11 protein-coding genes are annotated in these 14,994 nt (G+C 73.3%); 4 read left to right on the top strand and 7 right to left on the bottom strand.

The window, feature by feature from the left end; translation table 11 throughout:
- Positions 1 to 24: 24 nt before the first annotated feature.
- From ABZ457_RS03130 to ABZ457_RS03100, 7 genes are all read right to left on the bottom strand, one after another.
- Positions 25 to 2,619: a bifunctional FO biosynthesis protein CofGH gene (locus tag ABZ457_RS03130; RefSeq protein WP_359153262.1), complete on the bottom strand. Its 2,595-nt coding sequence runs from the start codon at positions 2,617 to 2,619 to the stop codon at positions 25 to 27.
- A gap of 211 nt (positions 2,620 to 2,830) precedes the next feature.
- Positions 2,831 to 3,658 (bottom strand): TIGR03619 family F420-dependent LLM class oxidoreductase, encoded by an 828-nt coding sequence (locus ABZ457_RS03125; RefSeq protein WP_359153260.1) that lies wholly within the window; start codon positions 3,656 to 3,658, stop codon positions 2,831 to 2,833.
- 122 nt (positions 3,659 to 3,780) lie between these two features.
- Positions 3,781 to 4,302, bottom strand: coding sequence for a GNAT family N-acetyltransferase (locus ABZ457_RS03120; protein ID WP_359153258.1), 522 nt, complete (start codon positions 4,300 to 4,302; stop codon positions 3,781 to 3,783).
- Between the two features lie 72 nt (positions 4,303 to 4,374).
- Entirely contained in the window at positions 4,375 to 5,826 is a 1,452-nt protein-coding gene (locus ABZ457_RS03115) for an APC family permease (RefSeq protein ID WP_359153257.1), read from the bottom strand.
- 311 nt (positions 5,827 to 6,137) lie between these two features.
- Entirely contained in the window at positions 6,138 to 6,503 is a 366-nt protein-coding gene (locus tag ABZ457_RS03110; protein ID WP_359153255.1) for a hypothetical protein, read from the bottom strand.
- Positions 6,504 to 6,517: 14 nt separating this feature from the next.
- Positions 6,518 to 7,783, bottom strand: a complete 1,266-nt coding sequence (locus ABZ457_RS03105; protein ID WP_359153253.1) for a helix-turn-helix transcriptional regulator — start codon at positions 7,781 to 7,783, stop codon at positions 6,518 to 6,520.
- A 702-nt stretch (positions 7,784 to 8,485) separates the two neighbouring features.
- On the bottom strand, positions 8,486 to 9,031 hold the full coding sequence (locus tag ABZ457_RS03100) for a GNAT family protein (protein ID WP_359153251.1): 546 nt from the start codon (positions 9,029 to 9,031) through the stop codon (positions 8,486 to 8,488).
- Between the two features lie 188 nt (positions 9,032 to 9,219).
- On the opposite strand from ABZ457_RS03100, the gene ABZ457_RS03095 reads away from it, so the two are divergent.
- From ABZ457_RS03095 to ABZ457_RS03080, 4 genes are all read left to right on the top strand, one after another.
- A complete protein-coding gene (locus tag ABZ457_RS03095) occupies positions 9,220 to 9,984 on the top strand; it encodes an alpha/beta hydrolase (protein WP_359153249.1) in 765 nt (254 codons plus the stop codon).
- Positions 9,985 to 10,150: 166 nt separating this feature from the next.
- Entirely contained in the window at positions 10,151 to 11,050 is a 900-nt protein-coding gene (locus ABZ457_RS03090) for a polysaccharide deacetylase family protein (protein ID WP_359153247.1), read from the top strand.
- A 134-nt stretch (positions 11,051 to 11,184) separates the two neighbouring features.
- On the top strand, positions 11,185 to 14,256 hold the full coding sequence (locus ABZ457_RS03085) for a BTAD domain-containing putative transcriptional regulator (RefSeq protein WP_359153245.1): 3,072 nt from the start codon (positions 11,185 to 11,187) through the stop codon (positions 14,254 to 14,256).
- Positions 14,257 to 14,540: 284 nt separating this feature from the next.
- Entirely contained in the window at positions 14,541 to 14,753 is a 213-nt protein-coding gene (locus ABZ457_RS03080; protein ID WP_359153243.1) for a hypothetical protein, read from the top strand.
- Positions 14,754 to 14,994 lie beyond the last annotated feature (241 nt).

The raw sequence follows: 14,994 nt of genomic DNA, 5'->3' as shown, positions 1-14,994 counted from the left end.
TCCGACGGCCTGACGATCTGACGATCAGTCTGGCAGCAGGGGCAGCAGCTCCGGGAGGTGTCCGTCGGACGCGGCGGCGGCGCGCCGCCGTTCCTCGGGGACCTCGCCGTAGAGGGTGGTGCGCGGCTTCGCGGGGCGGCCGGCGGCCTCGGCGATGGCGGTGAGGTCGCGCACCGAGCGGTAGGAGCCGTAACTCGACCCGGCCATCCGGGAGATGGTCTCCTCCATCAGGGTGCCGCCGAGGTCGTTGGCGCCGGAGCGCAGCATCTCGGCCGCGCCCTCGGCGCCGAGCTTCACCCAGCTGGTCTGGATGTTGGGGATGTGCGGGTGGAGCAGCAGCCGGGCCATCGCGGTGACGGCCCGGTTGTCGCGGGTGGTCGGGCCGGGCCGGGCGATGCCCGCGAGGTAGACGGGCGCGTTGGTGTGGATGAACGGCAGGGTGACGAACTCGGTGAAGCCGCCGGTCTCCTGCTGGATGCGGGCCAGGGTGCGGAAGTGGCCGAGCCAGTGCCGGGGCTGGTCGACGTGCCCGTACATCATGGTGGAGCTGGAGCGGATACCCAGTTCGTGGGCGGTGGTGACGACCTCGATCCAGGTGGCGGTGGGCAGTTTGCCCTTGGTGAGGACCCAGCGGACCTCGTCGTCCAGGATCTCCGCCGCGGTGCCGGGGATGGAGTCGAGTCCGGCCTCCTTGGCGGCGGTCAGCCACTCCCGGATGGACAGGCCGGTGCGGCTGGCGCCGTTGACGACCTCCATGGGCGAGAAGGCGTGCACATGCATGCCGGGGACGCGTTCCTTCACGGCCCGCGCGATGTCGAAGTACGCGGTGCCGGGCAGGTCGGGGTGGATGCCGCCCTGCATGCAGACCTCGACGGCGCCGATGTCCCACGCCTGGGCGGCCCGGTCGGCGACCTGGCCGAGGGAGAGGGTGTAGGCGTCGGCGTCGGTGCGCCGCTGGGCGAAGGCGCAGAAACGGCAGCCGGTGTAGCAGACGTTGGTGAAGTTGATGTTGCGGGTGACGATGTAGGTGACGTTCTCGCCGACGACGTCCCGGCGCAGTTCGTCGGCGATCCGGGTGAGCGCGTCGAGGGCGGGGCCGTCGGCGTGCAGCAGGGCCAGGGCCTCGTCGTCGGTGAGCCGGGTCGGGTCGTCGGCCGCGACGCCGAGGGCGTGGCGGACGTCGGTGTCGATGCGCTGCGGGACCATGCCGGGGGCGGCGGCCTCGCGCAGGGCGTCCCAGTCGCCGTAGACGTGGTCGAAGTCCTCGCGGCGGTCGCCGGTGCGGCCTTCGGTGTCGATGGTGCGGTGCAGGTCGGTGCGGCCGGTGGCGGTGAAGCCCTCGTCCGGTTCCTGCCAGGGCAGTCCGGCGGGCAGGGCACCGGGGCGGGCGAGGCCGGTGGCGGGGTCGGCGAGCGCGTCGACGTGCGGGCGCAGCCGGGGGTCGAGCCAGGGCTCGCCGCGGCGCACGAACTCCGGGTAGACACAGAGCCGTTCGCGCAGTTCGAAGCCCTCGGCGGCGGACTGCTCGGCGAGTTCGTCGATCCGGGGCCAGGGGCGTTCGGGGTTGACGTGGTCGATGGTGACGGGCGAGACACCGCCCCAGTCGTCGATCCCGGCGCGCAGCAGGCGCGCGTACTCGCCGTCGACCAGGTTGGGCGGGGCCTGGAGGCAGGCGGAGGGGCCCATGATGTGCCGGGCGACGGCGACCGCGGCGACGAGTTCGTCGAGTTCGGCGTCGGGCATGCCGCGCATCGCCGTGTCCGGCTTGGCGCGGAAGTTCTGCAGGATCAGCTCCTGGATGCCGTGGTAGGCGCGGGCGATCCGGCGCAGCGCGAACAGGGACTCGGCGCGCTCCTCGTACGTCTCGCCGATGCCGATGAGGAGCCCGCTGGTGAACGGGACGGAGGAGCGTCCGGCGTCCTCCAGGACGCGCAGCCGCACGGCGGGCTCCTTGTCCGGGGAGCCGTAGTGGGGGCCGCCGGGCTCGGACCACAGACGGGTGGCGGTGGTCTCCAGCATCATGCCCATCGAGGGGGCGACGGGCTTGAGCCGCTGGAAGTCCGTCCAGGACATGACGCCCGGGTTGAGGTGGGGCAGCAGCCCGGTCTCCTCCAGGATGCGGACGGACATGGCCCGGACGTAGGCGAGGGTGTCGTCGTAGCCGTGCGCGTCCAGCCACTCGCGGGCCTCGGGCCAGCGGTCCTCGGGCTTGTCGCCGAGGGTGATCAGGGCTTCCTTGCAGCCGAGTTCGGCGCCGCGCCGGGCGACCTCCAGCACCTCGTCCGGCGACATGTAGACCCCGTGGCCGCTGCGGCGGAGCTTGCCGGGCACGGTGACGAAGGTGCAGTAGTGGCACTTGTCCCGGCAGAGCCGGGTGAGCGGGATGAAGACGCTCTTGGAGTACGTGATCACCCCGGGCCGGCCCGCGGCCTCCAGCCCGGCGTCCCGCACCCGGCCCGCCGACTCCGTGAGTGCGTCCAGGTCGGCTCCCCGGGCCTGGAGGAGCACGGCGGCCTCGCCGACGTCGAGCGCGACCCCGTCCCGGGCCCGCCTCAGCGCGCGGCGCATCGCGTTCCCGGTGGGCCGCGCGGTCGGGTGTTCCCCCTGGTGATCGCTCATGCCCCGAGCATACGAGCGCGGCCCGCCATCCCGGCAGGACGCAGGTCACGCCCTGCTCATCGCCCGGCCACCGGGAATCCGGCGGGGGTGGTCGGAGGGGCGGGCGGGGCGGCGGCCCCGGGCGCTTCCGGGCCCGGCGCGGGCGAGGGCGGGCGGGGGCGCAATCTGGCCTGATCCCGTCGCCGCGCCCCCTCCCCGGTCGCCCCGCTCGCTACAGATACTGCGCGTAGTCGTCGAGGGCCCGCAGGACCTCCAGTTCGGTGCCCGGCGGGAGTTGGAGGACGACCTCCTCGATGCCCTGCTCCGCGTAGTGGGCGAGCTTGCCCGGGGTGGGGCGGACCGCGTACGGGACGATGTGCAGCGCGTCCGGGTCGCGCCCGGCCGCCTCCCACACCGCGCGCAGCTCGGGGACGGGCTCCTGCAGGCCGCGCCCGCCGATGGGCAGCCAGCCGTCCGCGTACTCCGCGATCCCCGCGAACAGCCCCGGCCCCGCGCCCCCGCCGACCAGCACCCGCGGCGCCCCGCCGGCCGGCTTGGGGTGGGCGTGCGAGGCGCTGACGGAGGCGAGGGCGCCCTCGTACGCGGTCGGTTCGGCCGCCCACAGGGCCCGCATCAGACGCATCCGCTCCCGGACCAGCTCGCGCCGCGCGGACCAGATGACGCCGTGGTCCGCCGCCTCCTCCACGTTCCAGCCGAAGCCGACCCCGAGGGTGAAACGGCCGCCGGAGACATGGTCGAGAGTGGCGATCTGCTTGGCGAGCACGATCGGGTCGTGCTGGGCGACGAGGGTGATGCCGGTGGCCAGGGCCAGGGAGGTGGTGACGGCCGCCGCCTGCGCGAGGGCCACGAACGGGTCGAGGGTGCGCGCGTATTCGCGGGGCAGCTCACCGCCCGCGGCGTACGGGGTGATCCGCGAGGCGGGGATATGGGTGTGCTCGGGGAGGTAGAGCCCGGCGAACCCCCGCTGTTCGAGCTCGCGGGCCAGGCGCACGGGGGTGATCGTCTCGTCGGTGAGGAAGACCGTGGTCGCGATCCGCATGGGGACACGGTAGGCGAGAACGGGGGCGCGGAGGCACGGGACGGGCGGGGTGTGCGCTACCCGGAGTGCGCCGGCCGCCGCCGTTTACCGCGTCGGAGGCCGTTCAGCGCGTCGGGCGCCGTCTACCGCGCCGGCCGCCGTTTGACGAACTCGGCCCGCGCCGGCATCCCGTCCCCGGATTCCAGCGGTCCGGACTCGCGCCAGCCGCACGCCTCGTAGAAGGCGATGGCCCTGGTGTTGCCCGCGAAGGTCTCCAGGCGGATGTCCTCGTGGCGGGCGAAGAGGAGTTCCTCGGCGCGCCCGAGCAGGAACCGGCCCAGGCCCTGACGGTGGCGGCCCGCGTCGACCATCATCAGATCGAGGGTCGGGCCGTCCAGGATGGTCAGCCCCACGATCTCCCCGTCCGCCTGCATGCAGTGGACCTGCCCCTGCCGCAGATGGGTCGCGATGTGCTCGTCCGAGGCGCCGGAGCCGATGAACCAGTCGACGCTCTCGTCCCCCAGGAACGAACGGTAGCTCGCGTCGATCGTGCGGCGGGCCAGCGCCTGGAGGGCCGGCAGGTCCTCGTCGACGGCGGGACGCACGGCGAGGCGCGCGGGCTCGGGGTGCGGGTGCGGGTGCGGCATGGTGGTGCTCCGGTCCATCGGGGGGAGGGGCTGAGGGCTGAGGGGCGGCGGCCCAGCGTAGCCCCGGCTCCGGCGCGGGACACCCCGCGCTCAGTCCGCCGCGACCAGCGCCGGCGTCTCCTTCGTCAGCACCTCGCCGCGGAAGAACGCCGGGCTGCGGCGTTCCATCACCAGCATCAGCACCAGGCCGAGCAGCAGCAGCCCGACCCCGATCACGAAGACCGAGCCCATGCCCAGGACCGAGGAGCCCGAGCCGTAGGCCGGGTCCCACATGTCGTACAGGGTCTTGCCGAAGACCGCGGCGAGCAGGGTCCCGCCGAGGACCGGGAAGACGCCCTTGAAGACCAGGTCCCGCCCGGAGCGGGTGAGTTCGCGGCGGAAGTACCAGGCGCAGGCGAAGGCCGTGAGCGCGTAGTAGAAGCAGATCATCAGACCGAGCGCGTAGATCGTGTCCACGAGGACGTGCTCGCTGACCAGCGTCATCACCGTGTAGAACGCACCGGTGGCGAGGCCCGCGATCACGGTGGCCCGGCCCGGCGTCCGGAAGCGCGGGTGGACGCGGGCGTACGAGGCGGGCAGCGCCTGGTACGTCGACATCGCCAGGACGGTGCGGGCGACGGGGATGAACGTCGTCTGGAGGCTGGCGGCGGCGGACGCGAGGACCGCGACGAACAGCAGGACGCCGAGCCCGGGACCCATCACCGGGCCGGCCAGCGCGGCGAAGACGTTGTCGGAGGTCTCGGGGTTGGCGAGCCCGAGGCCCTGCTCGCCGGAGCCGACGGCCATCTGCGCGGCGACGCCGGTCGCGAGGTAGGAGCCGACCAGCACGACCATGGCGATCATCGCGGCCCGCCCCGGGGTCCGGGTGCTGCCGACGGTCTCCTCGTTGGCGGTCAGACAGGCGTCCCAGCCCCAGTACATGAAGATCGACAGGGAGAGCCCGGCGGTGAACGCGGCGAAGGACTGCACGGCGAACGGGTTCATCCAGGACCAGGAGAAGTCCAGGGACCCGACGAAGGCGTCCGCCTTGGTGAACGCCATGGTCACGAAGGCGGCCAGGACCAGCAGTTGGAGCCCGACCAGGGCGTACTGGACGCCCTTGGTGGCGGTCATCCCCCGGTAGCTGATCGCCGTGGCGACGGCGATCAGCACCAGACAGGTGACGATGTGGACGCCCTTGTTCCCGTCCAGCGCGGCGACGGACGGACTGCCGGTGATCTCCCCGGCGAGCAGCCAGAAGTACGAGGTCGCCACGCCCGCGAGGTTGGACAGCACGATGATCGTCGCGATCACCAGCCCCCACCCGCACATCCAGCCGATCCGCGGCCCGAACGCCTTCACGGTCCAGGTGAAGGAGGTCCCGCAGTCGGGCATCACGCGGTTCAGCTCGCGATAGGCGAAGGCGACGAGCAGCATCGGCAGGAACCCGGCCAGGAAGACGGCGGGCATCTGCACCCCGACCTCCCCGGCGGTCGAGCCGAGGGTCGAGGTCAGGCAGTAGACGGGCGCGACGGTCGAGATGCCGATGACGGCACTCCCCATCAGCCCGACCGAGTTCCCGCCGAGCCCCTTCCTCCGCACCCCGGCCTCGCCACCGCCCCCACCGGGCACGCTCCCTACCGGGTCTCCGGCCTGGGGCCGCGCTGCGGTTTCCACATCCGGATGAACGGAATCCGGCGGGACGGCATACGAAGCGAAGACACCCCCTCGCCTTCGATCATCGATCCGAAGGCATACGACACTTCTCGCTACACCATCGCGAGGCGCGAGACGCCATCTTCCACTCTGCGAGAACCGCAGCAACGTCCGTTTTGACCCGTTTCAAAATTTTCCCGCGCGTCCTCCGGAACCGCTCAGCTCAGCGACTTCTCGACGGCCTCGAAGATGTCCGCGTCCGTCTCCTGCTGCCAGGAGGGAAGATCCGCCCAGTCGGCGACATAGCCCGGCTTCGGGTCCTCGAAGTGCTTGAACATCTGCGCCGTCCAGCAGAGGGCGACGAAGCGGCTCTTCTGCTCACGGGACAGCCGCGCGGTCCCGCCACCGCTGATCTCGACGAACCGCCGGACCTGCTCGTGAACGGCCCCGGCCGCCTCGCGCTCCCACTGCGGGGTGTCGTCCCACGGCGTGACGTATCCGGCCTTCGGCTCACCGGGGAAGTGCCGGAGCACCCCCGCGATCCACGCTTCCCGGAACAGTCGCGCACCTTCGGTCCCCGGCATGCCAACCCCTCTCGTCACGGCGCCCCTTGAAGCGCGGCGATCTCCGCCCCCAGCTCCGCCACGCGATGATCCCGGGCCAGGGGGCCGAACTCGTCGGACAGGCTTCGGAGTCTACGGGCGAGGTACCCGGACGATGAGGCACGCGCCAGCACGGCGGCCTCCCTGCCATAGACGACAGCCTGTTCCGGATCGCGCCGTTTCACGCCGACAGCCGCGAGGTCCGTCAGCACCGCGCCCCTGCGCCGTAGCGACTGCCCCGACGCCAAGTCCATGTGATGCAGCGCCTCATTCAATGTGGCCTCCGCCAGGTTCAGTCGCCCGAGGCGCACATAGCGGGCACCGCGCTCCTCCACGAGCCGGGACCCGTCGAACCGGAGCCACCCTCTGCTGCCGCCGTCCGAAGGGAGCTCCCGGACCTCCTCGGCACGGTCGAGGGCCCGCTCGCACGCGCCCAGGTCGCCCAGCCCGGCATACGCCTCGGCCTGCACCGATGCGACCCAGTGCCGGGTCGACAGCGCCCCGTCCCCACGTCCGGCCAACCTCTCGGCCACGCCGAGCATCTGCGCCGCCTGCCCGTAGCGGTGCTCCGAGATCTCCACATAGGCATGCCGCACAAGGGCGCAGGCCCAGAGGTCGTACGCATCGACCTCCCTGCTCACCGACGCGGCGAGCGTGTACGAGGCGGCGGCGTCGGCGTACCGGTTCGCGTCGAACGCCACCTCACCGGCGAGTTGGAAGAGATCGGCCGCCGCGCCCAGGAGAGACCGTGCCTCACTCCCGGGGCCGTCCAGCGCCTCACTGAGGGCCGTGAGCTGGTCTCGGACGACAGGAGAGACGGACCCCTTGGACCGGGCCAGTCGGTAGACCTGCCAGAGATGCCCGTTCATGCGTGTGAAGTCGGCCGGATTCGACCGGCGTACGCCATCGGTGAGGGCTTCGACCTCTTCCACGGGCAGAGCGGCGAGCGCTCCGCTGATGGTGAGCACCCGGAGGAATTCGCGGCGAATCATGTCGTCGGGGTCTCCCGCGCTCAGGGGACCGGGGCTGCTGCCGGTCCGCCGGTCCGCGCCCCCTTCGCCGGCTGCGCTCAACGGGTCCAAGAGGACGTCCAGTTCGTGAAGGCCGATGTCGAGAGCGGCTGCCAAGACGCGTCGCTGTGCCGGTTGCGGAGCGATTCTGCCGGTCTCCCAGCGGCCGACCGTTGTGCGGTCCACACCGAGTAACTGGGCCAGTTCTTCTTGACTGTAACCCAGGGCCCTACGTCGCCTCGCCAGCCCCATGACTGACCTTTCCCCCGGTTCGACCTGTTCGCAATCCGTGCACGGACATGCACCAAGAGTGCCGCATCGATGCCGTGGAGACATCCGACTCCACACGTTTTCCTGGGTGTTGCCCGAGCCGATGCGGCGAGCCAGGAGGAATCCGTTCATGGACACGAGACACGACCCCGGGACGCGAGCCCCGGAGGACGGCGAACGTCCCCAGGAAGCCGATACGGAAGACCGCGTCCGGATGACGGTTCGGGTGTCGCGCGACTCGGGCCGGACGTGGGGGCCCCTGACCGAGGTGCGGGTGGGCGAGGACGCGGTCGTCCCGCCCGGCGCGGGCTGGTTCCCACCGTGCGCCTGCGCCCGGTGTGTGCCGCTCGGCCCTCTTCGAGGTGCGCGGTGACGGCGAGGTGCGCCCACTGGCGGACGCTGCCCCTGGGCCTCGCGCGGGAAGCGCGGGCGAGGTCCGCCTCGGAGTGCGTGGACAGTGCCGTGCAGTGCCAGTTCTCCGTGCACGAGGACGGCGAGCACTACGGCCTGATCGACGATCTCGACGAACGGGGCACCGCGCTCTGGATCCGCTGGAACGGCAGGACCGCCGTGGAACTGGTCGCCCTGCGCGACTGCCCGGCCGTGGGGCCGACGGCTGCTGGTTGTTCGCCGGGCACCCCCACCCGCACACCTGGGCGGAGACCCCGTAAGCAGACCCCACCCCTACCGAAGTTCCCCCGCCAGCAGCCCCATCGGGATCTCGTCGTGCCAGGCGCCGTCGCGGCGGAAGGTCTGGCGGAGGCGGCCCTCTTCGGCGAAGCCGACCTTGGCGTAGACGCGGCGGGCCGCGTGGTTGTCCGCGACGACGGTGAGGCGGATCTTGTGGAGGCGCATCGCGTCGAAGCCGTAGCGGCAGGCCGTGCGCATCGCGTCCGTCGCGTAGCCCTTGCCCCAGCAGTCCTTCTCGCCGAGGTAGAGGTCGAGCGTGGCGATCCCCGTCTCCGGCTCGGTGTCCCGCAGGGCGACCAGGCCGATCAGCCGGCCGCCGTCGCCCGCGCCGTCCCCGTCCCAGAGCGCCTCGATGCCGAAGAGGACGTCGCCGTAGGTGTTGCGGGGGCGGTCGGTGAGCCACTTCTCGACGTGTTCGCGGGTGGCGGGATACGTGTCGTCCATCCAGCGCATCACCTCCGCGTCGTGGTTCCAGCGCCACAGCGCGTCCGCGTCCCCCGGCCCCATGGCCCGCAGCCCCACCAGTTCTCCGCGCACCATGACGGCCCGCCCTCCCCTGCCCGTTGTCCCTGTCGTCCTGCGTCCGACCTGCTGTCCGGCCCGTTGTTCGAACCCGCAAGGGTTAGCACGTCACCGGCGCGCCCTCAACGCGATTTCGGGGCTCTACGCTCGGGCGCGCGGCCCCGACGAGAGGGCCGCGCAGGGGCACACGAGGGGGAGGTACGGCGATGCGCAGCGCCGAGGTGACGCCGCAGGGGGACCGGATCCGCTGGGTGGAGCTGCCGGGGGCGGAGCCCGCGCGGGTGTATGTGCACGGGCTCGGGGCGGCGTCCGGGCCGTACTTCACCGAGGTCGCCCTCCACCCCCTGCTGGCCGGCCGGCGTTCGCTCCTCGTCGACCTGCTCGGGCACGGCCTCAGCGACCGGCCGGTGGACTTCGCCTACACGCTGGAGGAGCACGCCGACACCCTCGCCACCGCCCTGCGCGCGGCAGACGCGCCCGCCGCCGAGTTCGTCGCGCACAGCATGGGCGGCTCGGTCGCGATCGTCCTCGCGGACCGGCACCCGGAACTGGTCTCCCGGCTGGTCCTGGTGGACGCCAACCTCGACCCGCTGACCCCGGCCCGGGGCGCGGTGGGCAGCCGGGGCATCGCCGCGTACACGGAGGAGGAGTTCCTGGCCGGCGGCTGGGCCGAGGTGCGCGAACGGGCGGGCGCGCACTGGTGGTCCACGATGCGGCTGGCCGGACGCGAGGCGCTGCACCGGAGCGCGGTACAGCTGGTGCGCGGCACCCGGCCGACGATGCGGGAGACCCTGACGCGGCTGAGGGTGCCACGCGCCTACCTGTATCCGGCGGCGGACGGGCCGCTGCCCGGCGCCGAGGCGCTGACCGCCGCGGGCGTGTCCGTCGTCGCCGTCCCCGACTGCGGGCACAACGTGATGCTCGACAACCCCCGGGGTTTCGCGGAGGCGACGGCGGCGGCGCTGACCTGAGCCGGGTCGGGTCGGCCGGAAGGCCCTCACCCCCCTATACACCCCGTGTATACGCGCTATGTATAGTCGAGGCGGCGCCCACGGCCCGACCCGTCGCGGCATCCCGCCGCCACCCCGTCGCGCCCGCACCACCGCACCGAAGCCACCACCGAGGGGGACCACCGCCATGCCCGCAACCGCGCCGACCCCGGCGTCCACCGCCGAACCCGCGTCCACCGCCGGACCGGCGGACACCGCCGCCACGACCCCGTCACCCCGGAAGACGGGCGCGACCCGGTCCCGGGTTGCCTCCGCCCTCGCCGCGGTGGCGCTCACGGCGCTCGCCCTCAGCGGCTGCGCCGGCTCGGTGTCGCCCGCCGAGGCCCGCGCCGACGCCCCCGAGGGCGCGGCCGCCGAACGCGAGCCGAAGCCCGGTTCCGCCGGACGCAACGCGGCCGCGGCCGCCCGCCCCGCCGTCGACTGCGAGAAGGCGAAGTGCATCGCGCTGACCTTCGACGCCGGCCCCGGCAAGGACACCCCCGCGCTCCTGGACCACCTCAAGAAGGAGAAGGTGCCCGCCACCTTCTTCCTCCTCGGCAAGAACCACGTCCTGAAGTACCCGGACACCGTCCGCCGGCTCGCCGCCGAGGGCCACGAGGTCGCCAACCACACCTGGACGCACAAGCGCCTGGACCGGCTCGACAGGGACGGGATACGCGAGGAACTGGGCCGCACCCAGGACGCGATAGCCGAGATCACCGGCGAGAAGCCCACCCTGATGCGCCCGCCGCAGGGCCGCACCAACGACGACGTCACCGCCGTCAGCAAGGAACTCGGCCTCTCCCAGGTGCTGTGGAGCGCCACCGCGAAGGACTACTCGACCACCGACTCCGCCCTGATCGAGAAGCGCATCCTCGACCAGGCCGGCCGGGACGGGATCATCCTGCTGCACGACATCTACGACGGCACCGTGCCCGCCGTGCCCGGCATCGTCAGCGAGCTGAAGAAGCGCGGTTACACCTTCGTCACGGTCCCCGAACTCCTGCACCCCGCGAGCCCGGTGCCCGGAACCGTGTATCGCCCCTGATCAGCGCGGCGATCCGGCTGGGACACGCGTCACATGTCCGGAGCCCCGCAGGGGCCCTCCCGCTGCTGACGCGGCCACCACCCACAGGGCAGACTGTCGAGGGCGATTCCGGCAGTACCGGCAGGGGGCAGCCAATGGACCGTGACAGCGGGCCACATGTACCGAAGCAGCGCGTTCCGCACGCCGACGACAGCGCCGGCCTGCGCGGCGAGGAGAGCACCGGCCCGCGCATCGACGACGGCGCCGGCCCGCGCGGGGACGACAGGACCGGCCCGCACGGCGAGGAGAGCGCCGACAACGGCACCGGCCCGCGCGCCGGCCTGCGCTTCACGGTGCTCGGGCCCGTCCGGGTGAAGCGGGGCCCCGAGACCCTGCCGCCCGGCTCCCCGCAGCAACGCGCCCTGCTCGCCGCGCTGTTGCTCCGCGACGGGCGGACCGCGACCGCCTCCGAGCTGATCGACGCGATCTGGGGCGAGCAGGCGCCCCCGCAGGCCCTGGCCGCCGTCCGCACCTACGCCTCCCGGCTGCGCAAGGCGCTGGACGCGGAGGCGCTGGTCAGCGAGTCCGGGGGCTACGCGCTGCGGATCGAGCGGGACGCGCTCGACCTGGCGGTGGCGCAGGAGCTGGCGGCCGAGGCGTACAAGGCGCACGCGGCGGGCGACCGCGCCCGGGCCCGGGCCCTGATCAACAAGGTGCTCGGGCTGTGGGACGGCGAACCGCTCTCCGGCGTCCCCGGCCCCTACGCGGAGAACCAGCGCGCCCGGCTGGTCGAGTGGGGCCTCCAGCTGCTGGAGACCCGCCTCGATCTGGACCTGGAGGTCGGCCGGCACCAGGAGGCGGTCTCCGAGCTGACCGCGCTCACCGCCGAACACCCGCTGCGCGAACGGCTGCGCGAGCTGCTGATGCTGGCGCTCTACCGCAGCGGCCGGCAGGCCGAGGCCCTCGCCGTGTACGCGGACACCCGCCGGCTCCTCGCCGAGGAGCTGGGCGTCGACCCGCGCCCCGAACTCGCGGGCCTCCAGGAGCGCATCCTGCGAGCCGACGCGGAACTGGCCGCCCCGGCCGAGGAGCCCGCACCCGCCGTGCGGATCACCCGGCCCGCCCAACTCCCGGCGAGCGTGCCCGACTTCACCGGTCGGGACGCCTTCGTCCGGGAGCTGAGCGACCGACTCGCCACCGCCGAGGGCTCGGTGATGGCGGTCTCCGCCCTCGCGGGCATCGGCGGCGTCGGCAAGACCACCCTCGCCGTCCACGTCGCCCACCGGGCCCGGACGCGTTTCCCCGACGGCCAGTTGTACGTGGACCTCCAGGGCACCGGCAGCCGCGCGGCGGAGCCCGAGGCGGTGCTCGGCGCCTTCCTGCGGGCCCTCGGCGCGGCGGACTCGGCGGTGCCGGACACCCTGGACGAACGGGCCGCCCTCTACCGCTCGATGCTCGACGGCCGCCGCGTCCTGGTCCTGCTGGACAACGCCCGGGACGCGGCCCAGATCCGGCCGCTGCTGCCCGGCACCCCCGGCTGCGCCGCCCTGGTGACCAGCCGGGTGCGGATGGTGGACCTCGCGGGCGCGCACCTGGTGGACCTGGACGTGATGTCCCCGGACGAGGCGCTCCAGCTCTTCACCCGGATCGTGGGCGCCGAGCGGGTCTCGGCGGAGCGCGAGGCGGCCCTGGACGTGGTCGCCGCCTGCGGTTTCCTGCCCCTGGCCATCCGGATCGCGGCCTCCCGGCTGGCGGCCCGGCGCACCTGGACGGTCTCGGTCCTGGCGGCCAAGCTGGCGGACGAGCGGCGCCGGCTGGACGAGCTCCAGGCAGGCGACCTGGCGGTGAAGGCCACCTTCGAGCTGGGCTACGGCCAGTTGGAGCCCGCCCAGGCGCGGGCGTTCCGGCTGCTGGGGCTGGCCGACGGGCCGGACATCTCGCTGGCCGCGGCGGCTGCCGTGCTGGATCTGCCGCCGCACGCGACGGAGGACCTGGTCGAGGCGCTGGTCGACACCTCCCTGCTGGAGTCCGCCGCCCCGGGCCGGTACCGCTTCCACGACCTCGTGCGGCTCTACGCGCGTGCGTGCGCGGAGCGGGACGAGCAGCCCCCGGCCGAGCGGGAGGCGGCCCTGTCGCGGCTGCTGGACTTCTATCTGGCGACCGCCGCGCGGGTGTACGCGATGGAGCGGCCCGGCGACCGCCTGGTGGACCATCTGGAGCCGACCGGTGACGCGGGCCTGGCCTTCGCCGACCGCAGCGCGGCGCAGGACTGGCTGTACGCGGAGGCCAACTCCCTGCTGGCGTGCGCCCGTCAGGCGGCTCCGGGGGCGCAGCTGCGCCGCGCGGTGGACCTGCTGTGGGCGGTGCAGAACCTGGCGGAGTCCGGGGCGAACGCGAAGACCTACGAGACGGCCGCGTTCGCGGCGGTGGAGGCGTCCCGCGCCGCGGGGGACGTGCGCACCGAGGCCCGGGCCCGGACCTCCCTCACCAACGTCCATCTGGTCGCCGGGCGTTACGCGGAGGCCGACGAGGAGGCGGGGCGGGCGGCCGAGCTGGCGCACCGGGCCGAGGACCTGGTCCCGGTCGCCTACTGGTCGGACAACGACCGGGGCATCATCGCGTTCAACCAGGGCCGCAACGCGGAGGCGGAGGAGTATCTGCGCCGGGCGCAGGAGGGCTCCCGCGCGGACGGCAACCTGCCGGGCGAGGCGAGCGCGCTGTGCAACCTGTCCCGGGTCCATGTGGTGACCGGCCGGGCGGACGAGGCGATCACCCTGGCGCAGGAGGGCGTGGCACTGTACGAGCGCATAGGGCACCGGCTGCGGCTGGCCAACGCCCGTTTCGCGCTGGGGATCGCGCTGACGGCGGCCGCGCGGCACAGCGAGGCCCTGGCGGAACTCCACGAGGCGCTGGCGCAGTTCGAGGCGAACCGGCAGCGCCTGTGGGAGGGGACCACGCACTTCCGGATCGCCCAGGTGCATCTGGCGGCGGGCCGCCCGGCCCGCGCGGCGCAGCACGCGGAGCAGGCGCGGGCGATCGGCTGCATCGGCGGGGACCGGACCCTGGGCAAGGTGCTGATCACCCTGGGCGGGGCGCTGGACGCCCTGGGGCAGGCGGACCGGGCGCGGGCCTGCTGGCGGGAGGCGCTGTCCCTGCTGGAGAAGTCGGGGACGGCGGAGGCGGAGGAGGCCCGGCGGCTGCTGGCCGCGCCGGTGCGGGCGGCCTGAGACGCGCCTGCGAACCGGCGCGCGGCGCCCTGCGCCGGGCCCGGCGCAGGGCGGTCCGGGCCCCCGGCCAAGGCCGGCCCCGGCCCCGGAAAAACGCCGGGCCAGGTCGTTCATCGAATGTTTATGCTCGTCCGACATGCTCCTCGGCATGCGATGCGTCGCGTCGGGGGGCAGACGGATCGCAGGGACCGAAAGGTCCACCGGCCTTCTGTCCGGCGACCCTCGGGGGAGTTGCCGGGCAGGAGGCCACCGAACAGACACCGGTCGAATCCATGGGGGACGACATGAGCGGCACCGAGAACGCACCCGACGAGATCACCACGATGGGCGACCACCACTCGCCCGCGCCGCCCAAGGACGGCGCCGTGAAGCCGCTGGGCGACCACCACTCGCCGGCCCCGCCGGCCGACGGCCCCGTGAAGCCCCCCAAGGGCAAGGGCAAGGGCGGCGCCACCACCCTGGGCGACCACCACTCCCCGCCTCCGCCGAGGGACTGAGACGGGCCCGGGACCGCACGACGGGGGACACGGAGGCGGTCCCGGGGCCAACCGACGGGGGACGGACGCGGCGGCGGGGAGGGGAGCCTCGCCGCCGCGTCCGCTTGCCGGACAGCGCGTCCTGAAGGTCAACATTCAACGACCGATTGTGTCCTGATGCACACTCAGACACTTCACCCGCAATAGGGCAGCCTTCGGACAATTTCATAAGGATCTTGGGCGGAAACCGAGCACAACCGTA

Source organism: Streptomyces sp. NPDC005805 (assembly GCF_040630445.1).
Taxonomy (GTDB): Bacteria; Actinomycetota; Actinomycetes; order Streptomycetales; family Streptomycetaceae; genus Streptomyces.
The sequence above is the reverse complement of the archived record's forward strand: the minus strand, read 5'-3'. Positions and strand labels throughout refer to the sequence as shown.

Bases quoted from the DNA above. Each gene is read 5' to 3' on its own strand.
- ABZ457_RS03085 (WP_359153245.1), top strand. From the start codon at position 11,185: ATGGACCGTGACAGCGGGCCACATGTACCGAAGCAGCGCGTTCCGCAC.
- ABZ457_RS03125 (WP_359153260.1), bottom strand. From the start codon at position 3,658: ATGCGGATCGCGACCACGGTCTTCCTCACCGACGAGACGATCACCCCC.
- ABZ457_RS03095 (WP_359153249.1), top strand. From the start codon at position 9,220: ATGCGCAGCGCCGAGGTGACGCCGCAGGGGGACCGGATCCGCTGGGTG.
- ABZ457_RS03100 (WP_359153251.1), bottom strand. From the start codon at position 9,031: ATGGTGCGCGGAGAACTGGTGGGGCTGCGGGCCATGGGGCCGGGGGAC.
- ABZ457_RS03110 (WP_359153255.1), bottom strand. From the start codon at position 6,503: ATGCCGGGGACCGAAGGTGCGCGACTGTTCCGGGAAGCGTGGATCGCG.
- ABZ457_RS03105 (WP_359153253.1), bottom strand. From the start codon at position 7,783: ATGGGGCTGGCGAGGCGACGTAGGGCCCTGGGTTACAGTCAAGAAGAA.
- ABZ457_RS03115 (WP_359153257.1), bottom strand. From the start codon at position 5,826: ATGGGGAGTGCCGTCATCGGCATCTCGACCGTCGCGCCCGTCTACTGC.
- ABZ457_RS03120 (WP_359153258.1), bottom strand. From the start codon at position 4,302: ATGGACCGGAGCACCACCATGCCGCACCCGCACCCGCACCCCGAGCCC.
- ABZ457_RS03130 (WP_359153262.1), bottom strand. From the start codon at position 2,619: ATGAGCGATCACCAGGGGGAACACCCGACCGCGCGGCCCACCGGGAAC.
- ABZ457_RS03090 (WP_359153247.1), top strand. From the start codon at position 10,151: ATGCCCGCAACCGCGCCGACCCCGGCGTCCACCGCCGAACCCGCGTCC.
- ABZ457_RS03080 (WP_359153243.1), top strand. From the start codon at position 14,541: ATGAGCGGCACCGAGAACGCACCCGACGAGATCACCACGATGGGCGAC.